Raw genomic sequence first — 22,972 nt, 5'->3', positions numbered from 1 at the left:
CATATCTACAGAATTTGGTTTCGCTATGGACCTGCTCTGATGATTGCTGCGGTCAACATAATGGAAGGCTTTGAACGAACTTCACCATCGTTCAACGCCCTTTCACGGCGGCAACAGGGGTTTAATTCTCCTTGGCGTACCAAGAATGTCAACGGCTGAGCTCGGCTTTTTGGAGAACCGTCAAAATAAGCCGTTTGCGGCGTGCCCAATTTGCTATATGCCATCTAGCCTTGGCATAGAGGTTCTGCCCCATGCCTGACATCCTATTCGAGTCCGTCGTCTAGATCAGGCCGACAGCCTTCGATTTGCGACCTCGCACCTGAGGCGTGTTTGCAAATCCCATTCCATCGCAGGGGTGTCAGGGCCGAAATGTGTGCGCGCAAAATCGCTTGGCACCTCCGCGCAACTTCAGTTGGCGGCAGATATGCCCTGCGCCATAGCGGCCTCCGTTGCAAGCGGTTTGACCGGTTCAAGCGGTTGGACAATGTGACTGTAATCGTCTTCTTTAGGATATGCGAGGTATGTGAGAGATGCGTCCTTCGTCGACCAGCCCCAATATCACTCTGAGAATCATTCTGGCTTCGACTGAGTTGCAAAAATAGACCCGCCAAGTGCCTTCCTTGCGGCAATCTATCAGCCCAGGCTTCCTCATCTTTTTCAAATGCCGCGATACAGTTGACTGGCTGCCGCCAATTTTAGCCATGAGGTCCGAGACGGTCGAGTCGGCCTCAATGAGATAAGCCATTATCAGGAGACGTGTGGGATGGGCCATAGCGGCCAGAATTGGCGCACATGTCGGAAGGTACACCTCGCGGAGAACCGCGCGGCGCTCTTTCCTGATCTTTGCGATTCGGCTTCTAGCGTAATTCAAAGCAATCCCCACTGCCGCCCCAGGTCACTGTATGGGAATATATCTTAGCCTATGCTTAATGAGGATAACGGGTAATTCCGGTGAGCTGTTGACCGACGATGCGTCGAGCTCAGCTTCCATTTGATCACTCATACGGTTGGTCTTGGCGGTTCCCGGGCAACTAAAGCCTTCGTGCCCCAGTAGCCATGCGTCGGCATTCTCTTGCCAATAGCCTGGAACCGCCAGATCCTTGCGGTCTTTGCTGGCCTAGTTGCTGTACATCCAAGCGTAGGCGACGCGCTCCTGATCTTTTTCGTTACGGCCATCAACCTTCCTCCCGGAAATCCTGCAGCGAAGCAGGCCGCAGTTCATCCTCGCCATGCAAGCTCATTACGCGACCGATGATCGTGCCGGGCTTGACCCATTCGTCGCCGGCCGCTTCAGGCGCTTTCAGCGCCGGGCCGGCATTGGCTTGGAGCGGTGCCACAACCGCTCACGGATCGCGCGGCTGGTATTGATGAAGGCCGAACCGACGTACTTGCTTGTCTTTCTGTCCGCCATCAGGGCGAACGCCGGCTTTCCCATTTCGCGCACGGCGGCCATCAGGTGGTATTCTTCGACGGCGTAAATCTCCCTGGACGGCATCCCAATGCTGGCGATCATAGATGGCGTTGATCTCGTCGGCCGTTATGCCCTTCACCGGGCGTGGGACCATGCCATTGCCTCGGCGGTAGCCATCATAGACGCGCTGAGTAACGCCCTTCATTGTCGGGCCGCCAGGGTGTTGTGGGTGGTTAGAATACCCGCCCTCGTGCGAGCACTTTGGCAAGCGATTCCTTTTCACGGGATATAGCCATGACGGTTCCTTTCGATGTTTGGGTATTGGCCTGAAACTTGCTGCTTGCCCCTTCAGAAAAGGCACCTGTCCCGATACGGGACAATTAGCGGAGCAGTCCCAATGCTTGTTCAGGTTGAGCCATCGAAGCGACAGGGGAAGTCACGAATAATCTTCAACAGGCCTCTGCTTCGAGAAGATATTGAGGTAGATCCAAATGGGCTGATGACCGTGTCGATCGATGCTGAAGGCGTCTACGAAGCGAAGTCGAAATACCGTTACTCGCTGCAGTTTTCGCTTAATGACCTTCAGGCCCTGACTGACAAACGAAATGGTTCGCGTCGCATCGTGATTTCGAACGCGCCCCGACAATGCCTTTGACGTGCCGGGCGATAGCCGCGCGAGATCAGCCGCAAAGTTGCGGTCCATGGGTTGTCCTTTCGGAGTAATTCGCTAAGGCCGGCGCCAGGAGGGCCGATCCCACGACGTCAGAATTGCGACGAAAAGGATCAGTGCACTTGGACGCTCCCTGATGATCAGCCATGCGGCGATCGGCGTAATGACGGCCGAAGCGCTGATGAGGAGGCTCGAATTCGTCACCGTCGTGCTGACATTGGACAGTTGCTGGACCACGCAGCCGAGGGCAAAAAGCAGGACCACTCCCGTCCGGCAAGGCCACGAAGGCATCCGCGTAGTCGAACATGAGCTGCTTGCGGATACTCATGTCGGGACCTGAAATCGCCTGGCATCCCGGATGAAAGCATTCTCATCCGCTCGACTAGGAACTGCGGAGTGATGGCGACCACCGATCCACCCGCTTGTGCAGCGGCAATCGCAACCTGGCCCATCAGGCCATCACAGCCTCCGCCATAGATCAGGCGAATGCCGGCTGCGGCAATTGCCTCGCCGAGGATGGTGGCGCAGCGGGCGTGGTCGGGATCGTTGCCAAGCATGGCGCCGCCGAAAACGCAGATCGTGCCGATACGTCGCTATCGGCGATCCATCGATTGATCGGATTCGAGCCAGCCCGCTCCGTTCTTGAATGCTCCGTTGGCCGCACCGAAACCGCGAAAAGCCGAAGCTCCGGCCGCACTTGCGCCTCAGCCGGCTAAGGTCGCGGCAGTTTTTGGGACATGGAAGACAGAATGCGCGGAGAAGGCCCCGAAGCCAAATTGCCAGGTGATCGTGCGCTCCGCCGTCGGCGATCAGATCGCGCTGGTTTTGGGGATTGCCAGACCGACGAAAGGCGGCGCCCGGATGCAAATGGCGGTGCCCCTTGGTCTTGCGATCGACAAAGGCGTGACGATCAAGGTTGGTGTTTATAGCAACACCTTCCCGATCAGCCGCTGCACAGCGCAAGGATGCCTTGTGGAGGGAGAAGTGCCGCAGGCATTCATTGAAGCATTGCAGAAAGGCAACGGTGGTGCGGCCATCATCTATTCGTCGGATAGCCAGACCATCAAATTGCCATTGCCCGCAAAATCCTTCGCGGAAGCTTACGCGTCAATCAGCACCACCAACTGATCGGGCGACGATAGAGCTGCGATCTCGGCAAGATGCAAGACGTTCCGGCATGTCCTAGCACAATGACGGCGACAAAGGTCCAGCTGGATATTCGGGTCCGCAACCGGCCTGACAGGCCCGCCGGGACAGACGGAGGCTGGAACCATCTACGAGATTGGGCAGCGCGGCCAACGGACTGGGAAGAAGTTGATACTTCGAACAGGTAGATTGAATTTGCATCCGCCCCCTGCCCTTGCAAGGGTCTGATGATGCCAACTTTATACTAATTGTCGCTGAACTGGCTGCAGAATCGCCGGGGCGTGACAGCGGCGACTATTATCCGATAGAGTTAGAGCCAACTTGATCCTTTAGAGAAGCCTCTTCCCCCTGTGGTTCTATTGACAAAAAGCTACTGCCCGATACGCTTCTGGCAACCAAACTGAACACTTACGACGATTTTTCGACATTGTCGGTGCATTGGATGAAAGCCGTCGACGAGTTCGTAACTACCATCAGGTGGACGGATGTTGCATATTGACACGCGCCAGGGTCCGCGCGCGGCGACGGAAAGGATTGGATCAACTTGTTCAGAGCCTCTCGGGGCTGCAGCCGTTGGCCGTCCACTCTTTGAAAACTCGCTATCGATATTGAACCGGACTGGCGCTTGGCATATCGCCAAGGACCTCTGCCAGGAATTTGTACCAGAGCACGCACAGGTTCGATATTGGAGACTTGGCGCGACGGCTCCCGAAGGGCTGGCGCGCAAGATCGCGGCTAGGCTGATGATGTTGGAAATCAGTTGGCTTAAGGACAGCCAATATTGCTTGATTGACAGCAAAGCCGCAGGCGGCAACAGCCGGATCTTTCTCGATCCGCTCTTTGTGCTGAGATCTGAGCTAGCTGAAAAAGATATCGTGCTCTGCCATGACGTTGGTCCTTTGAGCCACAGCTTCCTCTATGACTCCGTAACCGTCGAGAACTACCGTGTCGCCTATGAAAAAATCCGCAGGCACAAGCCCGGGATTGTTTTCGTCAGCGATTGGTCGAAGGACAATTTCGTTTCCATCTATGGGTCAAACTTCCGCTTCCTGACTACCATTCCGCTATACGTGCGAACGGGCCTGTTTGAGGGGTCGCTGGAATCCCTTCCTGGTGTCGACGGGCGATTTTTCTTAACTGTCGGCGCCTTTGAAACACGTAAGAACCAGATCACGGCGCTTGAGGCCTATCGAGACGGCGGGTTCTACAAGCAAGGTATCAAATACGTGCTTTGCGGCTCGCGAGGCGACGGCCGCGAGAAGATCATCGCTCTTGCAAAATCGATACCAGGGACGGTTTTGCCGGGATATGTGCGGGACAGCCAGTTGCGCTGGCTCTACGCGAACGCAGAGGCATTCGTCCTGCCTAGCCTTCTGGAAGGGTTTGGCATGCCCGCCCTGGAGGCGGCATATATGGGCCTCTTACCGATCGTCTCGGAGGGAAGTGCGTTGGTGGAAGCGGTTAAAGGCGTCTGCGTGCAAGTTCCTCCAAAAGACACGATTGCAATCGGACAAGCGATGCGACGAGCCCTTTCACGCACTTCAAGCGAAAAGGCACAGGCCAGCCGCGAACTACGGGAAGTTGCTTCGCGCGCTTCGAAACAGCACTTCCTGGAATGCTGGAGAAGCCTGCTGTTGGGATAGAGCGGGCCCGGAGTTTGGTCGAGGCTGGGTATTACCTCGCCTCTGGCGCAGCGCCCAAGAAGGGCAGGCCAAGCAATATCAAAATGGCGAATTGCCCGCAGCCACCGCAAACCTCTAATTTCAGCCCAGTCCAAGGGTAAGGAACACGGCATACGGCTGCGGATATCGCGCGCATAAACTTCCCAAAGAGGCGCAATTGCGCGATTGCCGTGAATAGCCTACGAAAAGCAGTCGTTCAATTTTTCGGGATCGTGGCAATACAACTGAAATGATGGGTAATTGCACGGGCGCAGCGTAGCGGGCCAGTTGCCTAAGCAGCATCGATGGCAGGCATGGGCTGGGTCTGATAGCGATGTCGTCGTTCAAAGCCTGCTGTCATGCGCAAGGCGCTGACCCTGGTGGCGGCGACAACAGCGATTGCGATGAAGAAGAGGGGTCCGGGGTCGGCGCTGCCGCCTGAAACCGAGTTGGCAATTACGCCGGCGAAGGCGGCATTCCTGATGCTCAGTGTCACTGCAGCCGTCTCAGGCGCCACCAATCGTTGTACCCCGCCCAATCCCCTGGTCAGGACACCGAGCAGCATAGCCAGCATCAGTGACCCAAAGAAGCCAAGCTGGGACAAAACCGCGATCGGCCAGCTCGATGCCCTGGAACTTCCGAAGCCAACGCCAAGGCCACTGGTGTCGACGAAAGATTGCAGGCTCTTGAGGTTCCAATAGGTGCGCTCGTGCCCCGAGGCGGAATCGGCCTTATTGATGATGGTGCTGTTGATGAGCCTGACAGCGGGATCAAGCGCGTCGGCTCGGTAGAGGCTGACGCCCATAACAACGGCTAGCCCCAGCAACATCAGGACGGTGATCAATATCTCCTCCCGCTCGACTCGTCCCTTGAGGACTGATGCCAACATTGAGAGGGCGACGGGAATACACAGCAAAGTAAGGCCAACATAAGCGGTCGAGGACGTGGACAAGATGGTCAGGAAAAGCAGAATGGCCGACAGCCACTCGGCGACACGGGACCTGGTCATTCTCCAATATGTGTAGGAGAATGCCAAGCACGCCAGGGAGGCGCCGGCAAACGAAGACGCCTCGGAAAAAGGTCCTGTGATGCGTGCGAAACCAGCCTCGTAAGCATCGCTTATGATCGCGTAGTTGGCGGTTCTAATCGGGCCAAGTACGTCGCCCACGCCGGCATTCTTGCTGACGAAATCAATCAGCCCCATGCCAGCATGCAGGCCGCACCACAAGAAGAATCCGCGGCGTAGCTGGTCTATCCTATCGGCGTGCAGCAACAGGGTGCAAAGCGCGATTGTTGTGAGCCCACCGAGAATGAAATAGCCTGTCTGAGAGGTATTTCCTGAAACCGGAGCCAGTGAAGCTTCAACGACCGTGCCGCGGATTTTTGACTGAACAAAGACAGCCGTCTGACCGGCGAAAAACCTTGGAAACAGCCACGCTCCAATGATTGCGTAAACCATGACGCTCGCGAGGATCCAGACCGGGCGGATGCTCCCAAACACGCGCCCTAAGTCGAGCCATATATGTCGTCTGGCGGCGACGGCAGCAACGAGCAGAGCCTCGAACATGGTGTAGATGAGCGGAGACGACCCACCCAAAAAAGTCAGGGTCATGACGGCCGTGGCGCCGAATGCCTGGGAAGCAATCAGCCCAACAATCAGCATTCCTCGGGAATAGTATGCAATGATCAGAATAGCCGCGCACACGAGCAAACCCGGTAAAGAAACCTGCATTGCTGATTGAGCCCCTCTCCCAGTTGGTGATGCTAACGAAAGACACTGTCCGATGATGCATCATTCGACTGGCGCATAGCTTCGGCAAGAGAGCCAAACGGCGTAGTCCCGCGTTTCGAAGGAAGTCGTAGCCACGAGCAGCGACAGATCCCAAAGCGCAGCGTTATGGTTCTCGGTGAACCTGATAAAAAGGGCTGCCGGCCATGGGGGCGAAGTGCGGAGTTGTTCACTTGCAAGCGCAGCATATGGCCAACACGCTGCGATAATCAGAGACGCCGGCCTTTTGGATTACGGCGTACCCCTTCCTGCAAACGGCTAAATGGCAAACGCACACTAAAGAACGCCTCGACGGCGATAAATGTCACGCTTATACACAGTCGGCGGGCAAGCTTATGCTTACAATCGTGAAATGTCGTGTTAATTGGAGAATGTCGGGAGCTCTTGGCAACGGGGTGGGTTCTCCAGAGTTCCATATTGAGGAGGATAACGGGTATGACCACCCAGGTTGTACATTGCGCATTTGGCCCTAAGCAGATGATGCAACTCAGGGAAATTTATGAACGGGCGCGGGCTGTGACCGCCCAGTATCCTGAATCCCACGTTGCCAACAAAGCCGCCAAGAAGTTGATCGATGCCTTCGAAACCGTGACCCATAGCGATGAAAACGGTGGGCGGTGGCTGATTGAAACGGTTCCCCAGGGAACCGCCTGAGGTTCAATCATAAATTGCTGGAGCTTCTATCCGCCTGTCAGCTGATGCTGGCAGGCGGTTTCTATTTTCTGCTGTGGCGCGCACGACCGCAAAGTGATAGGGGAGCCAATTGGGCGGGCGAGTGGCTCCCCTATCCCCTATCCTGTCTCGCTTTATCCGCAGACAGACCGCGTAAGCCCGGGCAGACGCTGGCAAATCAATGTTCGTCTTGTCCTACATATGTCGTCAACGAAGCCTTTGGGGTAAGACGCTGCGGAAACCTGTCTGCCTAGCTTCCGCCTATCGGATGAGCATGAAGGCTCTGCCAGTCTCGATCTAATTGCATGCTGGATCCATTAATCGAGCAGATCGGCCAGCCCCTGTTGTCCGCGCGATTAGCGAGATTTCTTGGATGTGAGTAAAAAAATTACCAAAAATTAACTTATATTAGCCCCCGCTGCGTAAAGCATAAACTACTCAATTCTAGGTGGTATAGGGGAGAAAACGATGAGCGTCGAAGCTGGAGAAATCCGGCTAGGCCTTCATGGGCATAAAACTTCGAAAAAATCCAGGAATTTGAGGGGGTTATGACGGCCGCCTGAAGGTCGTCTTGTATGGGCAAAGTTGGGGTACTAGTATGGTTTCTGCAATCGGACTGCAAAATTTTGAGTTGGCGCGTCGATCTTCTTTGAGAAGTACTGGAAGAAGCGACGAACAAGCCGATAAAGAGTGCCTGCTTATTCTGGACGGAAGGGCCTTGGATCGGGAATGTCTTGCATCGGCCCTTAGAGACCATGATCTCGGTATGGCCGTGGCCGCGATGGGCACGATCGAAGAATGGCGCCAAAGGAAGGACGCTTGCCCTCCCCTAGCTGCCATTCTATTTAATCTTGGCGGGCGTAAAGTTATCGACTCCGGCATTGCAGATGAGATTAAATTAATCTCATCTGAGTTTAGCTCAGTTCCGGTAATAATTTTGTCTGACATAGATGATATTGGGCAAATACTGACAGCGCTTGAATGCGGTGCACGTGGGTATATTCCTACTTCCGTCGGCATTGATGTCTGTGTCGAAGCCGTCAACCTCGCCGCGGCTGGCGGTATCTTTGTGCCGGCCAGCAGTGTTTTGTCCATGCGGCATCTGATCGATTCAGGTAGCCGCGACACGCGGCCGTTGACGACTATGTTCACGCATCGGCAGGCTGAAGTCGCTCAGGCGCTTCGGCGCGGTAAGGCGAACAAGATCATAGCCTATGAATTGAACTTGCGCGAAAGCACGGTGAAGGTTCACATCCGAAACATCATGAAAAAACTGAAGGCAACGAATAGGACTGAGGTTGCCTACAAGGTCAACGATCTTTTCGGAGAAGGCGCTCTCGCGCAAGAATGATATTGGTTTCAGACGGTACGCCGAGGGTTAACCTCGGCGGACCGTATTTTTTTGACCTCGTTCAACCACTGTCCAATCTACGACCGCAGCCAGTCGCGTCCTGTTCGTTATCAAGCGCAGTGTGTGTCTCCGATATCGATCATGTTGAGCCGGAGACTTCCGCGAAGGCTGGAACGGCCTATACGTCCGAGCAGAGCCGTGCGCGCCAACTGATCCGAAGTGGCTGACGCGCGAACGGCAAGGACGGGCAACGACGATTCTCGCGCCAGGCTCTATCGAACGTGATCTTGGGAGACCTCGACGGCAACGAGTACGTGAATATGGCATGTGTAATCGCTCGCTCCCTCGACCTGAGGCACGCCTAATGTCACGAGCCGTGGAGGCGGCGCCACACGGCGGTTCCAATAGTCGCGAAAGCGCGTGCCGCGGCCACCGCAAAAAGAAACGACTTTCATCTCGGCAACTCCGCCGGATCCATCTCTGCCATGAAAGGAGTTGGCAAAGTTCGCGCCCCAGCCGGCGACTTGATGCATATGCCTGATGAAGGTAATTGTCCTTAGATTTCCATGGAAGGATCAGGTGTAGCCGGCTCGCAATGGTCGATCGACTTGATTGACATAAGTATGCCCGGCAAGAGCAAATCGTGCCCCTACGGATTCCGGTCGGACGTGAAGTAAGAATAGGTTGCCGGCGGTGTCCTCAAGTTTTATGGCGGCAGGCACAACAAAGGACTTCCAATGCAACCGTCCTAACCGGCGTCATTGCCTTGATCAGCCGGGCGCGGGCACATCGGAATCGCGCATTGCGGCATGTCGGGATTTGAATTCACTCGAGCTGACGATGCCCAAGGCTATGGCGTCGCGCGTCATTGATCCAGCCCGCAACTGGCGAACATAAGTTTCCATGCCGTAGCTGTCCCCAGGGCGATTCAACAGCAACTGGTAGAGAAAGGCAATGTAGGCGCGGTCTGTGAGGCCGATAGTGTCATATTTAGCCTCGAACTTATCGGATCGAATGGATTCCATGATCACGTCGACGAGCGTGGCATCTCCATTGTCGAGCGCCGCCGACCAACGGTCTAAGCCGGCGGCGTCGCCGTCATGGCCAAGGACGAGGCAGTAAGCAAAATTAACCTTGCGGATATAGGTGAACCCATCAGCAAACTTGGGATCGGGGTCGCACTCTCGGCGCGGCGTGGGCAACGGCTGCGGGCCACGGGTGATGTCGCGAACAGCCAAATAGGCAGGTTTCGGCTCACCGGTTATCCATTTGCCGTTGTTGCTTTTCGTAAGTCTCACAAGCCCCATATTGGCTTCGAAGCTCGTCCCCCAATAGGTCTCATCGAGCAGCTCGTAGATATGCGCAGCTTCCACTTTGTACTTATCCTGGAGTTCGCGAAGCCGCGTCATTGTTTGCTTGACACCGTCAGCCTGCTGCCGCTCGCTGCGCTGACTTCCGTAGGGGTTGTTGAATTCCGTGACCCAGATGGGTTTTCCGTAGGAGGAAATCTCGCGGAAAGCCCATTCCGGATCTTCCCCATACATGTGCCAGACCGAGATGTCCCAAGCGATCCCGTCCTGCTTCATCCGCGCGAAGGCGCCAGTATGGCCCCATCCGGCCGTCCCCATTGCTCGTTTCATACTAGGGTCAGCTGCCGTAATGCCGTCGGATAGTCCCTTTAGAACAGCGCTCACTTTTATCCAGCGCGGACCATAGTAGTCGAGCACTCCGGTTCCACCTGCGGGGCCCCAACCGCATGGATACTGCGATCCGTCATCGCGTTTCTCGCAGGGCTTTATGATGGCATAGATCTCCATCTCGTTGCCGAGTTCCCAAACGCGGATATCGTCCTTGAACCTTGCGCCAAGGGTGACCGCCAATTGCCGGGCCTCACTATAGAGTTCTTCCGACTTTTCCTTATCCAGGTCCAGTCCCGGTGTAATCACGGGCAGTATTTCGATACCTCTGTCTTTACCGGCCTTCACCACCCGAGCAAGAGCATCTCCGTCACCTGCGGCAGTGATGTTGACCCGATATGATTTGAGACCGAGATTTTTGACGAAATCGAGTTGTTTTTCGATCGGAACATCCGGGTATGAAACCACCGGATGGCCGTTCACGCCCCAGAGCAAATCGGCGGATGCGGGAGCGGATGCTGTCAGCAACAAAGCAGCTGCGGCTACGAAACGAAATGACATGGCGATCATGCCTCCCTGCACGACATTGAATATTGGGATTGTCGGAACTGCGGGACGCTGAAGCAATTTGCCTATACGGGTATGGGAAGCTTCGCATTACCTCCTTTGGAGGTCATAGCCTAGCCATCAGACGGCGTGGCTATTTGAGTGCCGCTATTCTGGCCCAGCACCCGGATAAGCGTTGGTCAACGCCGACGATGAACCGAATTGATATGCGCTTTTCCCGATAAACAATGGGGTAACCGCACTCACGGTCCGTTACCCCTGAACTCCCCGAAATCCGCGTCGACCTGGATCATAAGCTCGAGATACTTCCATGCGATCCAGCGCCAAGAGTAGCTGCTCGCCCTGGTATGGCCCTTGCCCACCATTCGCTTGCGCAAATCCGGGTCGACCGCTAGCTGGCGCACATTCTCAACCCATGCCTGGACGTCGTCTGGATCAGCATAGAGGGCGGAATCTTCGCAGATTTCAGGCAAACAGGGCGAAGTCGAGGCTATGACCGGGCAACCCGACGCCATCGCCTCGATAGCGGGCAACCCAAAGCCTTCGATCCGTGATGGAAACAGAAAGCAGAGAGCGCCTTCGAGCGCTTTTTTAAAGTCATTATCGCTTATGCGCCCAAGGAGGATGATGTTTGACGGCATTTCCGGGACATGTCGCAAGACCGTACTCTCGTCGATATCACCCGGCATCCAGAGATCGAAGCCCATCTCATCGAGAAACGGTGCGAGCTTAGCAAGAAGCCCCATGTTCTTGTATTCTTGATCCCCCCGCCCCAGGCAAACGACATATGGCCTGCTTCGATTGACAGCCAAGGATGATCTTGTTGCGTCCCACTTCTTAGCATGGTCGCTGCCGTTGTAGGTGACGACAATGTTTTCCGCGCGCGCGATCCCAAACTCGACCAAATGACTGCGGGAGAGTTGCGAAACCGTAGTGATCCGTGCAGCCCGCCTGCCCAGCAGTGGCAGGATCAGGCGGTGCGCCCAACGGAAGCCTCGCGCGTAGCTCGAGGGCATCAACCTTGGATGCATGTCGTGGATACATGCAATCTGGCGTCTCAGCACGACCGGTGCGAGGTTGCAAAAACTTAGCAACCCTCCCGGCACGTGCCAAGGCAACTGCGCCTGCACCCAGAACTGAGGAAGTCGAGGCCTGTTGAACTCGGGGACAACCCGCACCGAGATGGTTTGCAGTTGAAGAGGCTCGGCAGGCTGGCGCGGCACCACGAGATCGATCTCAAGGTCGCGACCCAAGGGATGCCCTTCCGAAATAAGGGCGTCGAGAGCCATTGTCACCTCGTGAGCGTATCGCGCTATCCCATTGCGTCGAAGCGTGGTGAAATCGCCGTTTATGGTCCACCGCCGCTTTGGCGGCTCTAAGTCCGCAAATGTCCGGCCCGGATGGCCAATCAGGTACTGGGAGCCTTCGGGAAGCGATCTTGCCATCACTGTGGCGCAGATCTTTCCGTTCAAATTCCCGGACTGCACCACCGGCGCCGCATTGAACTCAGATTTGCCCATCGCCTCCTCCGCCTTGCCGGACCACTGGCAAGACTAACACTCTCGGAAGCGCTGCGGCCCTCAAACGTTTGAGGTAGTTCCAACACTCGCCCTCGCCTGCCTGGATGATGCTGGGCGGGTCCGGATGACCCAACGGCCGTAGTGACCGCACGCGCTGACGGTTTCAAACTAGGGACATCGAGAGGGTGACATGACACATGGCACGGCACTGGACGATCAACGGACGTTTCCTTTCTCAACCGACAACGGGCGTCCAGCGTTATGCGGGAGAGATCGTCCGTTCGCTGGACGCTTTGATCGCCGAGCAGGCGCCGCTCACCCGTGGGCTTGAGCTCAGGCTTCACTGCCCACCGGGCAGCTCAGATATCGCGCTCAATTCTATCGAACGATGCGAGATAGGCACCACGGGTGGGCATCTATGGGAGCAGACCCGGCTAGCCGCCTCTCTTCACGGCGGCGGGCTACTTAGCCTGTGCAATACCGGGCCGCTTTTGTCGCGCAAGCATATTGTCTGTATTCATGACGCAAATGTCTGGAATGCGCCACAGAGCTATTCACTTGGCTTCAGGACCTCCTACAAAGCGCTGCTGCCATGCCTTGGTAAGACGGCATACAGCATTTCGACAGTTTCAAATTTTTCGCTAGACGAACTGGTTCGGCGGGACATCGTCCCAGAGCGGAGGGTCTTCGTAGCTCCGAACGGCCATGAACATGTCTTGCTCTGGAAGCCTGAACACTCCGCAGCGACACGGTTGGCGGCATCGCCTGAAACCATCGTCATGATCGGCAGCGCCGCACCCCACAAGAATGTGCATCTCATTCTCGATATGGCCGACCGCCTTGGCAAAGCTGGGCTGAAGATCGCGATTGTCGGGATGTCGGATTCGCACATTTTCAAAACGGCATCGGCCAGGGCTGAAGCCCGAAACATCCATTGGCTGGGACGCATTTCCGACAACGAGTTGGCTGCGCTGTTGACGGACTCGCTTTGCCTGGCCTTTCCTTCACTAACCGAAGGCTTTGGTCTCCCCGTTGTCGAGGCGATGGCGTTGGGCTGTCCGGTTGTCGTGTCCGAACGCGCCAGCCTGCCAGAGGTTTGTGGGAGCGCAGCCCTTTACGCTGCGGCCGACAACCCGCAGGCATGGTTCGACCGTTTCATGGGACTGCGCAATTCCAGGGCCTTACGCCTGCAGTTCATAGCGAAGGGAAAAGCCAGAGCCTCGGCATATAGCTGGAGAGCGAGCGCCTTGATATACCTGCAGGCAATGGCTCTTGCTGACGGCATCGATACAGAAACCAAGGTCGTCAGGTTGCGTGAACTCACGTGACCCTGTGAAGTGCCTGGACAGCTCCGATCGACTCAAGCATGGCCCGGTCGAAATTCTCTTCCGAGAAGCGTTGCGCGTTCCTGGCGCAGTCTTGGGGCGTGATGAGGTGGCTGTTTTCCTCGAACCGTTTGACCGCCTCCTTGAGGTGCTCGATGGTCTGAGCCTTGAACAGCACCCCCGTCGGTTGGGGATGTGCCCCCAGGCCCCGCGCGATATCGACCGCGCCGCCTCTGCCGAAAGCGATCAGCGGCGTCCCGCAGGCCTGCGCCTCGGCGAGGGCGATGCCGAAGTCCTCGCAACCCGCAAAGACCATCGCTTTAGCTCGGGCAAGCGTATCGATATATTCCTTGCGAGGAAGGAACCCTGAAAATGTTACATTCGGACCTGCCAGCGCCCGCAGGCTGGCTGATTGCTGTCCTTCGCCGACGATGACGAGCCGTCGCGACGGCATCTCATTGAAGGCTCTGATCACGAGGTCGGTGCGCTTGTAGGGGGCGAGGAAGGACGCCGAGACATAGTAGTCGTCCTTGTCCTCGACACAGGACAGTTCTTTCAGCGAGACCGGCGGGAAAACAACCCGTGCGTCACGTCCATAGATGTGCCGGATTCGGGAACGGACATAGTTTGAGTTCGCCAGCATCAGGTCTGGGCCGTGCGCGGTTCTCGTATCCCATGCCCTCAGGCGATGCAGCATATAGCGGTAGAGCATTCCCTTCGGACCGAAGCCGAGCTTGCCTTGCTGAAGATAGGAGAATTGCTCGTCCCAGGCATAGCGGACGGGGCTGTGCACATAACACAGATGCGGCTGATCAGGTCTTGTGATCACGCCCCGAGAAAATGCAGCCGAAGACGAGATCACAGCGTCATAGCCAGTCACATCGAACTGCTCGATCAGAAAAGGGCAAAAGAAGAAGAGGGACCGGTAGAATTTCCTTACCATCGGTATCCGATTGGCCGCGGAGGCGTGAAATTCCACGTCGAGGAAGTATTGCTCTTTCACCTCGGCCGGGAGGAAATCGAAAAGTGTGAACACCTCCGCATTGGGAAGTTGCTTGCAAATCTGCGCCAGTACGCGTTCGCCTCCCCGGAAATTTGGGCACCAGTCATGAACGACCGCTATCCTGGCATATCTGTCGAAGTCGGGCACCGGGGCAGCCGGAAACTCCTCAATCGGCATTTCGACCTTGGCCGCAATGGCCAGGTCGGAAGAACGTTCGTGGAGCATGGTTCTCCCCTTCCCCTTTGAGGCCTCAGTTTCTGTTTTATCCGAGGGCGATCGCAAGTTGTCCGATCGGTCACGGACTGCTGCCGGCGAGTATCCGCCTACCGCTTATGGTTGTGAGCTGCTTGCAGGAAATACTTCAAAAGCGGATACCCGGGGGTAGGCCGCGTTGGTCGAGCCCACTTTTATGCAGGCTGTTTGAGCGCTCGCGTCATCATAGGGTGTGGGAAAGCGACGCTTGGGCGAAACATGAAACTTGCAGTGATTATTCCAACTCTCGGCCGCAGCAAGCAAGTTGCTCACCTGCTGGGGTATTTGGGTGGCCAGACGAGACTTCCAGACGAAGTCATATTGTCGGCACCCGACGCCACAGATATCGAACTGCCGGTCAGCTGCCCCTTCCCGGTGTCGAGTGTTTTCGGTCCGAAAGGATTGGCTGCCCAACGCAACACCGCTCTTGTGCCCTCATTAGAGCGTTTCGACATCATAACATTCTTCGACGACGATTTCGTTCCATCCTCCCGATATATCGAGCAGATCGAGCAGGCTTTTGCTGGAAATGACCGATGGGCGGTTGTCATGGGCACGGTCGTTAGAGATGGCGCCACCAATGCCGGTCTTACCTGGGACGATGCAGAAGCTGCGCTCAAGGAATCGGAAGGCCGAAAGCCAGATGGACCGTCCGTGGTCGACCATGTCGGTGCATACGGATGCAACATGTCGTTCCGCTCCTCGCTGGTTGGCGACTTGCGCTTCGACGAGCGCCTCGTCCTCTATGGCTGGCAGGAAGACATCGACTTCACAAGTCAGATGAGATCCAAAGGTCGCGTCGTATGCGTGACCTCGATCACGGGCGTTCATCTCGGAATCAAAACGGGACGCGTCAGCGGAAAGAGGTTCGGTTACTCGCAGGTCGCCAATGCGATCTACCTGATAAGGAAGGGGACAGTTCCGGCCTCTTTCGCGCTTCCCCTTATGTTCAGGAATATTGCGGCCAACCTCGCAAAGAGCCTTTGGCCCGAGCCATATGTCGACCGGAGGGGGCGTCTGTGCGGCAACGCGCTCGCGATCGTGCATATCGCCATGGGGCGGATCGAACCCGAATACATCTTGAAGATCTGACGATGGTGAAGACAATGCGGAAATGGCTTTCAACAGTGGCAGGGATTTCATTGGCGGCAGGCGCTGCTTGTCCGTTGCCGGCATCGGCCGCGGAGTACCTGCTTGGGCCGCAGGACAAGGTCAGGCTCAAGGTCTACGAATGGCGCGCATCGCGTGATGTGATCTTCGAGTGGACGGCTCTGAACGACAGTTTCACTGTCGGTGCCGACGGGACGCTCTTCTTGCCATTTGCCGGGCAGATACGCGCCGAGGGCACCGCACCGGGGGATCTCGCTCGCGCCATAGGCGATCGGCTTATGCAGCACATGGGTCTCGGCCGTCAGCCGGACGTGGCCGTGGAGATTGCCCAGTACAGGCCGTTCTATGTCGTCGGAAACGTCAAGCAATCCGGAGAGTTTCCCTACAGGCCCGGCCTGACGGTGCTGCAGGCGCTTGGGGTTGCCGGCGGGTTGCCCACACGTGAGGATGATGTGTCTCGGCTTGGACGAGAATACATCACGGGCCAAGGCGATGTCGGGCTGCTAGCTTTGAACAATGTCAGCCTGCTCGCGCGAAAGGCGCGGTTGCAGTCAGAGCTGGCAGGCAGTGACGACATCGCTTTCCCGTCCGAACTGAGGGACAGGGCTTCGAACGAAACCGTCGCGCTGGCCATGGATCAAGAACGCAAGATTTTCGCTATCCGCAAGGATGCACTGGCGACCCAACTTCGTTCACTGCGAGAACTCAAGGACTTCCTGCAACAGGAGCTGGCCTCGCTCGAGCAACAGCTGACTTTCCATGACAAACAGATCGAGCTCATCCAAAAGGAGCTCGCGGGTGTCTCAAATCTCGTGCAGAAGGGCCTCGCGGTTGCACCGCGGGAACTTGCTCTGGAGGGGACCGTCGCCCAGATGCAGAGCGACAGATTGGCGGCCGAGACCTCGATGCTGCGTGTCAGGCAGGAGATAAGCAAGACCGACATCGAAATACTCAACCTTACCAATCAGCGTTCCAGCGAGGTCGCCGAGGGCCTGCGCGAAACACAGCTTCAGCTCAGCGAGGTCACCAGCAAATCCGACACCGCGGTGCAGTTGCTGCACGAGACGCAGATTGCGGTCCCCGCTCTGCTGGCCCTAAGGCAAAGTGCGGCCAGGGCCAAGCCGATCTTCAAGATTGTGAGGGCAAAGGACCACGGCACGCAAGAAATCGCTGCCCAAGAAACAACCCTTGTCGAGCCGGGCGATACCGTGAAGGTCGAAATCCCCCTGCCGCAGTCGGGCTTGGACAGCTTGCCTGCAGCGGATGCAAGCATCCAGGCGGAAACAACGGCTGTTGGAAGTACGAACTGACCGAGTCCGCGTTGGGACCAACTAGGGCGGCATGCTGGCTCGGCCGATGATCAAGCCGGGCTGCTCGCTTCGAGGTGGCGCCCGTTTCCGATATTTCAAACAGGATTCCGAAGCACCGTCTCTAGGACTTGCCTTGCACTGCGAGCCCGCATATCTGTTGGCGCACGCTGGGCTCTCGGCCCCTGATGGAACTCCCTGCCGCGGCAAGCCAACCGGTTCTGCGGGTGCCACTGGAGATATCGGTGCTCACAAGCATACTGGCCGTATCGGTGGCGGGGATACTCCTGGGGTTACGGTTCAAGGCTGCGGCTCTTCTGGCAGCGACCGCACTGCTCCTGGTCGGAGCCGGTGCGTGGAATGGTCTGGGGCTGCCTGGCCATGTGACGGTGGGCAAATTTCTAATTCTGATGTTTGTTCTAGCTTGCGCCTACCTCACGGGCTTGTCTCTATCGCACCGCTGGAATCGAAACGAAAAGTGATCGTCGTTAGACGTTTCAGGAGGCCCTGTCGACCCGCATGACCGCGACGATGGTCCTGAGCAAGATCACGACATCGAGCCAGATGGACCAGTTCCGCACATATTGGCTGTCCAGTGCAACGCGGTTATCGTAGTCCATGCTGCTTCTTCCACTCACCTGCCAAAGACCGGTAAGTCCTGGTCTCGTTGCAAGGTACTCTGCCTGATGCACGCCATAACGCCTGAGTTCGTCCTTGACGATCGGTCTTGGGCCCACGCAACTCATGTCGCCGCGCAGTATGTTGATCAGTTGGGGGAGCTCATCCAGGCTAGATTTGCGCAGCAGGCGCCCGAAGAGCGTGACGCGGGGATCGTTCCTGATCTTGTGGGTCTCTTCCCACTCCTTGCGTGCGTCGGGGTTGGCATCGAGATAGGCCTTCAGGACTTCGTCCGAATTGGCCACCATCGAGCGAAACTTATAGCAATCGAACGAGCTTCCGCCGAAGCCTATCCGACTATGCGAGAATATTGCCGGACCCCCAGCCGTAATCTTGATCAACAGACCCACGAGGATCATGACGGGCGCGGCCAGAACAAGCGCTGCGACGGCTATAGCCAGATCCATGATGCGTTTGAGGAAGCCTCCAATCGGAGGGTTCGTCCTCCCGGTGATGACATCCGGGAGGTCATTCAACACAGTCCCGGCGGCGGCGTAGTCATGTGCAGCAACGACATGAAGGACCGTCTTGCTCTCGACCGCCGCCGGCACAACGGGTTGGCCCCAAAGCGCCCCCCCTTGGTGCGACTGCTTTTCGAAGGCGTTTGTCATGTGACGGTCGCTGTTTCTCGTTGTTTGACGTCGACAGTCTTCCAAGGACGGGACGTGCCGGCAAGAAATGCAAAGGAGGTAGCGCGATACTCCATGGCCTACCCCCTAATCCTCACGTATGATTGCTCTACACGCTTTGCCGACTTCCGAAAGCGCTGCGCTTGGCCGCAACCCGACGATGCTTGGACGTCATTGCCCGCGCCTTGGTGAGAAGCGCGCCAAGTATCGGTGTCCTGGCGGCTTGGAGTGTTCTTACGAGTTCCCGCAGCGTGTCGACGTGCGTCTTTCCCCACTCCGCAACGACCACGACACCGTCGAGCACGGATCCAACGGTTAGGTCATCCGCCCCGGATTCAAACGTTGGCAGGTCAACGATGATGATATCATAAGCAGCCAGCTCGTAGCCGGTCGCATCGTCAACACAAACTTCAGAGAGGAAGGCCTGCATGTTCTTTGGCATGAGCAGGTTCTTTGCATCCACCACGGAACTCGAAAGAAAGTCGAACCGCCGCCCCGGAGCGCGGATGATATTGAGCCGAACGGAATCCTGGCACTCTTTCCCCCGGACGTCCGAACCCCCGAGCAGTCGTGTGGTCATCGTCGATCTGCGAACATCAGCGTCGATCACCAACGTCTTTAGACCGGACATCGAATATAGAGTGGCGAGATTGCTGACGACGGAACTCTTCTGATTGTTGTTCGAAACAGCAGTCAGTCCAAGGAACTTCACCGGGTGGTTCGTTTCCGCCAAGCTGATTTCGGTTCGCGCTTTCCTCAGACTCTGGCTGTATCGCGACCACGGATGCCTGGTCACCTCGTCGACGCTTCCGAACTCCCTGCGCTTGCTCGTGGGCGCCAGTTCTCCGACGCACTCTATTCCCAGATTATCGCGGATATGACGTGGCGACCGTATGGTCCAGTCGAACGAATGCCGCGCGAAGGAAAGGCCAATGCCGAGAATGAAGCCTGCGACGCCAGCGAAGGCCAACACCAGCTTCGGTTTTGGCGCGCTTGGCAAAAGCGGCGGTGTCGCAGCAGTGATTACTCTTGCATCTGCAACGGGGTAGGATTGCTGGCTTACCGAGTTGGTATAAGCCTGAAGGAAGCTCTCATACATTTTTTGATAGGTGTCAGCCGTAACCTCGAGTTCTTCAAGAGTAGGTTCGGAATTAACGCCGTCACCGTCACTTGGACCACCGCCCACGCTGTAATCGTGTCGAGAGCGGAACGCCTGTGCTCTGGCCATCGCCTTGTTCATTTGGGTGCGCAGTTGCTGAAGGCGTTTCTCCAACCATGCGCCACCTTCTCTTGCCGAATCGGCCTTAGTGTCGATCTGTTCATGCACAAAGGCGTCAGCCGTTGCGTTCGCAATCTTGGCGGCGCCTTCGGGATCGGCGGAGGTGAAGGATATGTCTATCGCGTAGGAGACACCTACCCTTCGCACATCGAGCCCATTGAGGAAGATCAGCATGCTGAGACGGGACTTCTGGTAATCGTTCAGCCTCGCGGTCGACTCCGGGGCACCTAAACCGATATGCCCCCAGAGCGCGTTTAACCGGGCGTTTCTCTGAAGTCCCAAGGCTTGTATCATTATATCTTTGATCGTCCTGAATCTATCCTGCAATATCGGCGTCTCAGGGCGATTGAAACTCGCATCTTCAATCAGATTTAATTGGCCGATTACCATCGAGGCGATCTTCTCGGATTGCAGTACCGCAATTTGACTCTCTATTTGTGCGGTGTCCAACGACAGATTTACCTCACCACCCTCCTGCAAATGTTGCGGCAGTTTAGGCTCGATCAATATCCGCGCACTGGCCGTAAAAACCGGATCGGTGGTCGAATTGTAAAACCATGCGACCAACAGGGCTGCGGCAAGGCAGGCCGTAATTGTTCCGACATAATGTCTCAGAAACCCGGTTATGTCCGAGAGACCGATGAATTCCTGTCCGGCACCGGCCTGCTGATTGGTTGCCAAGGGCCATTGGTTGGCGAACAAGCGGTTCATTCAAAGTCTCCGGCGGGCATGAAGGGAGAGTCCTTCGTGCACGCCGCCCTGACCAGGAGCCTCATGGCGTCCGCCCGATGTTCTCATAAAAGCCGAGGCCCGCGATCCCCGTACTTTTGCAATAAAGTCTACGCGGACGCAGGGGAACGTAAACGCCACCAATTGGCGTAGAGCTACACCCTGTGAGAATGAAGAACGCGCGGCAGACCTGCCCTTACCCTAGCTAGAAATGACTTCTGCTGTTCCAGCAGCAACTGTCGTGCTCGGTTGGCCGCCAGGTCCTGGGCGAGAATATCCAACTTGTCTGACATGCCTGGGCTCTGATCCCCGTTTTCCGTCGCCTCTAGGGAGAATGCGGCACAATCTGTCAGCCGATTCCGAGCCTGGCGAAGTCGCTCACATTCCCTTTCGATCTCTGGTTGAATGCCGTCGAGCGCACGTGCCAAAGCTCGGAATCGCCTATGATCGACGTTTTTCGGACAAGACAATCTGAATGGTGTCAGCGGCACGGCACAGCCACAATTGAGGTTAGCGTCCGATGCGGACCGACTTGCCACGATACTCAACCGCCATACCCAGACGAGACATCCTTTCGATCATCGATCGGCACCACCTATTGGATGATGCGGCACGAACCGGGGGGTAGTGCCACCCAAATTCATGAAGGGGCTGTGGCTCGTCGAGATGCTAGGAATGTTGGTGCAATTACGGAGCGCTAGCCGTGACCCTAAAAATAGTCGAACAAGCCAGGCCGAACACATTCGCGTTCGAGAACAATGCTCTCATCAAAGCCACTGGCTTCCGGGAGTATGATGCGCGCTGGTGGTTCGGCTGTCCCGGCTCGGAGAAGGAGCCCGAGCTCAATTTGATGGGCGCCCAAGCGCTGGGAATGGGTCTTGGCACTCTAATCCGCCGAATGGGAGTCGGTCCGGAAATCATTACCGGTCACGACTTTCGCAGCTATTCCATGTCCATAAAATTGGCGCTGGTCTCAGGCCTGATGGCAGCTGGCGCACGTGTCAAGGATATAGGCTTGGCGCTGTCCCCGACCGCCTATTTCGCCCAGTTCGCACTCAACACTCCGTCTGTTGCCATGGTAACGGCCTCTCACAATGAGAACGGGTGGACTGGAGTGAAGATGGGCGCGCAAAGACCGCTCACATTCGGCCCTGACCAGATGACAGCGCTGAAGGCGCTCGTGCTGAATGGCGACTTCGATCTTACAGGGGGTGGTAGCTATGAATTCGTTTCCGACGTCCGTGAGAGATACATCGAAGACTTGACTGCCGGAAAGAGCGTTCGACGCAAGCCGCGCGTCGTCGTTGCCTGCGGCAACGGGACTGCTGGCGCATTTGCGCCGCAGGTGCTGGAGATTGTTGGCTGTGACGTGATCCCGCTCGACGTAGAGCTTGATCACACTTTTCCGCGCTATAACCCGAATCCCGAAGACATGCAGATGCTGCATGCGATCCGCGACAAGGTTCTGGAGACCGGCGCCGATCTGGGGCTCGGGTTCGACGGCGACGGCGACCGCTGCGGCGTGGTGGACAATGAGGGGACCGAGATCTTCGCTGACAAGGTCGGCGTCATGCTGGCGCGCGACATCTCAAGCCAACATCCACAATCCACCTTCGTCGTGGACGTCAAATCGACCGGGCTTTTCCTGACAGATCCCGTTCTCGCGCAAAACGGTGCGCGGACGGACTATTGGAAAACGGGACATTCCTACATCAAGCGACGGGTTGCCGAGCTTGGCGCAATCGCCGGCTTCGAAAAGTCGGGGCACTTCTTCTTCAACCCGCCGATCGGCCGTGGCTATGACGATGGCCTCATCACCGCGATCGCCGTCTGCGAGATGCTTGATCGCAATCCGGAAAGGACGCTGGCCGAACTCTATCGCGCCCTGCCCGTAACCTTTGGCACCCCAACGATGTCGCCCCAATGTCGCGATGAAGTCAAATACAGCGTTGTCGACAAGGTCGTCAGCGACTTCATGAAAATGAAGGGGGATGGGACCGACTTTGCCGGTCAGCCGCTGGCTGACCTGATTACCGTCAATGGGGTGCGTGTCGTGGCTCAAGACGGCACCTGGGGTCTGGTCAGAGCTTCGTCAAACAAGCCCGAAATTGTTGTCGTCGTCGAAAGCCCCGTCTCGTCGGAGCGACGTCGGCAGATGTTTGAGGCAATCGACACCGTCCTGCGCCGCAATCCAGAGGTCGGGGCCTACAACCAGACATTCTGAGAGGACTGAAGC

19 protein-coding genes and 2 pseudogenes are annotated in these 22,972 nt (G+C 56.7%); 9 read left to right on the top strand and 12 right to left on the bottom strand.

Going from position 1 to position 22,972, the window contains the following annotated elements; all coding sequences use genetic code 11:
* Positions 1–505 precede the first annotated feature (505 nt).
* From GA829_RS37590 to GA829_RS22290, 5 genes and pseudogenes are all read right to left on the bottom strand, one after another.
* Entirely contained in the window at positions 506–745 is a 240-nt protein-coding gene (locus GA829_RS37590; protein ID WP_374940363.1) for an ArsR/SmtB family transcription factor, read from the bottom strand.
* Between the two features lie 430 nt (positions 746–1,175).
* Positions 1,176–1,337 (bottom strand): hypothetical protein, encoded by a 162-nt coding sequence (locus GA829_RS22300; protein ID WP_195174797.1) that lies wholly within the window; start codon positions 1,335–1,337, stop codon positions 1,176–1,178.
* The gene (locus GA829_RS36830; RefSeq protein ID WP_258052380.1) at positions 1,301–1,513 is read right to left on the bottom strand and encodes a hypothetical protein; all 213 of its coding nucleotides are present in this window, start codon (positions 1,511–1,513) and stop codon (positions 1,301–1,303) included. Before GA829_RS36830 ends, GA829_RS22300 begins: the two co-directional genes overlap by 37 nt.
* A gap of 25 nt (positions 1,514–1,538) precedes the next feature.
* Positions 1,539–1,616 (bottom strand): annotated as a pseudogene (locus tag GA829_RS36825) (hypothetical protein); the annotation flags it as partial.
* Between the two features lie 231 nt (positions 1,617–1,847).
* On the bottom strand, positions 1,848–2,114 hold the full coding sequence (locus GA829_RS22290) for a hypothetical protein (protein ID WP_195174796.1): 267 nt from the start codon (positions 2,112–2,114) through the stop codon (positions 1,848–1,850).
* 103 nt (positions 2,115–2,217) lie between these two features.
* Between GA829_RS22290 and GA829_RS36820 the strand changes: the two genes are divergently transcribed.
* On the top strand, positions 2,218–2,421 hold the full coding sequence (locus GA829_RS36820; RefSeq protein ID WP_258051832.1) for a hypothetical protein: 204 nt from the start codon (positions 2,218–2,220) through the stop codon (positions 2,419–2,421).
* A 109-nt stretch (positions 2,422–2,530) separates the two neighbouring features.
* On the opposite strand, the pseudogene GA829_RS37585 reads toward GA829_RS36820, so the two are convergent.
* A pseudogene (locus GA829_RS37585) lies at positions 2,531–2,638 on the bottom strand (TIGR00730 family Rossman fold protein); the annotation flags it as partial.
* Between the two features lie 97 nt (positions 2,639–2,735).
* On the opposite strand from GA829_RS37585, the gene GA829_RS22275 reads away from it, so the two are divergent.
* A complete protein-coding gene (locus tag GA829_RS22275; RefSeq protein ID WP_195174793.1) occupies positions 2,736–3,209 on the top strand; it encodes an invasion associated locus B family protein in 474 nt (157 codons plus the stop codon).
* 503 nt (positions 3,210–3,712) lie between these two features.
* The gene (locus GA829_RS22270) at positions 3,713–4,870 is read left to right on the top strand and encodes a glycosyltransferase (RefSeq protein ID WP_195174792.1); all 1,158 of its coding nucleotides are present in this window, start codon (positions 3,713–3,715) and stop codon (positions 4,868–4,870) included.
* Positions 4,871–5,180: 310 nt separating this feature from the next.
* Here the strand turns inward: GA829_RS22270 and GA829_RS22265 are convergent, their stop codons facing one another.
* Entirely contained in the window at positions 5,181–6,620 is a 1,440-nt protein-coding gene (locus GA829_RS22265) for a hypothetical protein (RefSeq protein WP_195174791.1), read from the bottom strand.
* Positions 6,621–7,112: 492 nt separating this feature from the next.
* Between GA829_RS22265 and GA829_RS22260 the strand changes: the two genes are divergently transcribed.
* Both GA829_RS22260 and GA829_RS22255 read left to right on the top strand, forming a co-directional pair.
* On the top strand, positions 7,113–7,331 hold the full coding sequence (locus GA829_RS22260; protein WP_195174790.1) for a hypothetical protein: 219 nt from the start codon (positions 7,113–7,115) through the stop codon (positions 7,329–7,331).
* Between the two features lie 616 nt (positions 7,332–7,947).
* The gene (locus tag GA829_RS22255; RefSeq protein WP_195174789.1) at positions 7,948–8,700 is read left to right on the top strand and encodes a response regulator transcription factor; all 753 of its coding nucleotides are present in this window, start codon (positions 7,948–7,950) and stop codon (positions 8,698–8,700) included.
* Positions 8,701–9,470: 770 nt separating this feature from the next.
* On the opposite strand, the gene GA829_RS22250 is transcribed toward GA829_RS22255, so the two are convergent.
* Positions 9,471–10,907, bottom strand: coding sequence for a DUF4214 domain-containing protein (locus tag GA829_RS22250; RefSeq protein ID WP_258051831.1), 1,437 nt, complete (start codon positions 10,905–10,907; stop codon positions 9,471–9,473).
* Positions 10,908–11,146: 239 nt separating this feature from the next.
* Positions 11,147–12,424 (bottom strand): glycosyltransferase family 4 protein, encoded by a 1,278-nt coding sequence (locus GA829_RS22245; RefSeq protein ID WP_258051830.1) that lies wholly within the window; start codon positions 12,422–12,424, stop codon positions 11,147–11,149.
* Between the two features lie 197 nt (positions 12,425–12,621).
* Here GA829_RS22245 and GA829_RS22240 point away from each other — a divergent pair, with 197 nt between their 5' ends.
* A complete protein-coding gene (locus tag GA829_RS22240; protein ID WP_195174788.1) occupies positions 12,622–13,752 on the top strand; it encodes a glycosyltransferase family 4 protein in 1,131 nt (376 codons plus the stop codon).
* Here GA829_RS22240 and GA829_RS22235 read toward each other — a convergent pair.
* The gene (locus GA829_RS22235) at positions 13,745–14,977 is read right to left on the bottom strand and encodes a glycosyltransferase (protein WP_195174787.1); all 1,233 of its coding nucleotides are present in this window, start codon (positions 14,975–14,977) and stop codon (positions 13,745–13,747) included. The genes GA829_RS22240 and GA829_RS22235 overlap by 8 nt on opposite strands.
* 246 nt (positions 14,978–15,223) lie before the next feature.
* On the opposite strand from GA829_RS22235, the gene GA829_RS22230 reads away from it, so the two are divergent.
* Both GA829_RS22230 and GA829_RS22225 read left to right on the top strand, forming a co-directional pair.
* Positions 15,224–16,096, top strand: coding sequence for a glycosyltransferase family 2 protein (locus GA829_RS22230; protein WP_195174786.1), 873 nt, complete (start codon positions 15,224–15,226; stop codon positions 16,094–16,096).
* A gap of 2 nt (positions 16,097–16,098) precedes the next feature.
* On the top strand, positions 16,099–17,424 hold the full coding sequence (locus tag GA829_RS22225; RefSeq protein WP_195174785.1) for a polysaccharide biosynthesis/export family protein: 1,326 nt from the start codon (positions 16,099–16,101) through the stop codon (positions 17,422–17,424).
* A 494-nt stretch (positions 17,425–17,918) separates the two neighbouring features.
* Here the strand turns inward: GA829_RS22225 and GA829_RS22220 are convergent, their stop codons facing one another.
* Positions 17,919–18,710, bottom strand: coding sequence for a sugar transferase (locus GA829_RS22220; RefSeq protein ID WP_258051829.1), 792 nt, complete (start codon positions 18,708–18,710; stop codon positions 17,919–17,921).
* 127 nt (positions 18,711–18,837) lie between these two features.
* A complete protein-coding gene (locus GA829_RS22215; protein WP_195174784.1) occupies positions 18,838–20,718 on the bottom strand; it encodes a GumC family protein in 1,881 nt (626 codons plus the stop codon).
* A 721-nt stretch (positions 20,719–21,439) separates the two neighbouring features.
* Here GA829_RS22215 and GA829_RS22210 point away from each other — a divergent pair.
* The gene (locus GA829_RS22210; protein ID WP_195174783.1) at positions 21,440–22,960 is read left to right on the top strand and encodes a phosphomannomutase/phosphoglucomutase; all 1,521 of its coding nucleotides are present in this window, start codon (positions 21,440–21,442) and stop codon (positions 22,958–22,960) included.
* Positions 22,961–22,972: the final 12 nt, after the last annotated feature.

It is taken from the genome of Mesorhizobium sp. INR15, from assembly GCF_015500075.1.
GTDB lineage: Bacteria > Pseudomonadota > Alphaproteobacteria > Rhizobiales > Rhizobiaceae > Mesorhizobium.
The sequence above is the reverse complement of the archived record's forward strand: the minus strand, read 5'-3'. Positions and strand labels throughout refer to the sequence as shown.

Bases quoted from the DNA above. Each gene is read 5' to 3' on its own strand.
- GA829_RS37590 (WP_374940363.1), bottom strand. From the start codon at position 745: ATGGCTTATCTCATTGAGGCCGACTCGACCGTCTCGGACCTCATGGCT.
- GA829_RS36830 (WP_258052380.1), bottom strand. From the start codon at position 1,513: ATGATCGCCAGCATTGGGATGCCGTCCAGGGAGATTTACGCCGTCGAA.
- GA829_RS22290 (WP_195174796.1), bottom strand. From the start codon at position 2,114: ATGGACCGCAACTTTGCGGCTGATCTCGCGCGGCTATCGCCCGGCACG.
- GA829_RS36820 (WP_258051832.1), top strand. From the start codon at position 2,218: ATGATCAGCCATGCGGCGATCGGCGTAATGACGGCCGAAGCGCTGATG.
- GA829_RS22270 (WP_195174792.1), top strand. From the start codon at position 3,713: ATGTTGCATATTGACACGCGCCAGGGTCCGCGCGCGGCGACGGAAAGG.
- GA829_RS22265 (WP_195174791.1), bottom strand. From the start codon at position 6,620: ATGCAGGTTTCTTTACCGGGTTTGCTCGTGTGCGCGGCTATTCTGATC.
- GA829_RS22260 (WP_195174790.1), top strand. From the start codon at position 7,113: ATGACCACCCAGGTTGTACATTGCGCATTTGGCCCTAAGCAGATGATG.
- GA829_RS22255 (WP_195174789.1), top strand. From the start codon at position 7,948: ATGGTTTCTGCAATCGGACTGCAAAATTTTGAGTTGGCGCGTCGATCT.
- GA829_RS22250 (WP_258051831.1), bottom strand. From the start codon at position 10,907: ATGATCGCCATGTCATTTCGTTTCGTAGCCGCAGCTGCTTTGTTGCTG.
- GA829_RS22245 (WP_258051830.1), bottom strand. From the start codon at position 12,424: ATGGGCAAATCTGAGTTCAATGCGGCGCCGGTGGTGCAGTCCGGGAAT.
- GA829_RS22240 (WP_195174788.1), top strand. From the start codon at position 12,622: ATGGCACGGCACTGGACGATCAACGGACGTTTCCTTTCTCAACCGACA.
- GA829_RS22235 (WP_195174787.1), bottom strand. From the start codon at position 14,977: ATGCTCCACGAACGTTCTTCCGACCTGGCCATTGCGGCCAAGGTCGAA.
- GA829_RS22230 (WP_195174786.1), top strand. From the start codon at position 15,224: ATGAAACTTGCAGTGATTATTCCAACTCTCGGCCGCAGCAAGCAAGTT.
- GA829_RS22225 (WP_195174785.1), top strand. From the start codon at position 16,099: ATGGTGAAGACAATGCGGAAATGGCTTTCAACAGTGGCAGGGATTTCA.
- GA829_RS22220 (WP_258051829.1), bottom strand. From the start codon at position 18,710: ATGACAAACGCCTTCGAAAAGCAGTCGCACCAAGGGGGGGCGCTTTGG.
- GA829_RS22215 (WP_195174784.1), bottom strand. From the start codon at position 20,718: ATGAACCGCTTGTTCGCCAACCAATGGCCCTTGGCAACCAATCAGCAG.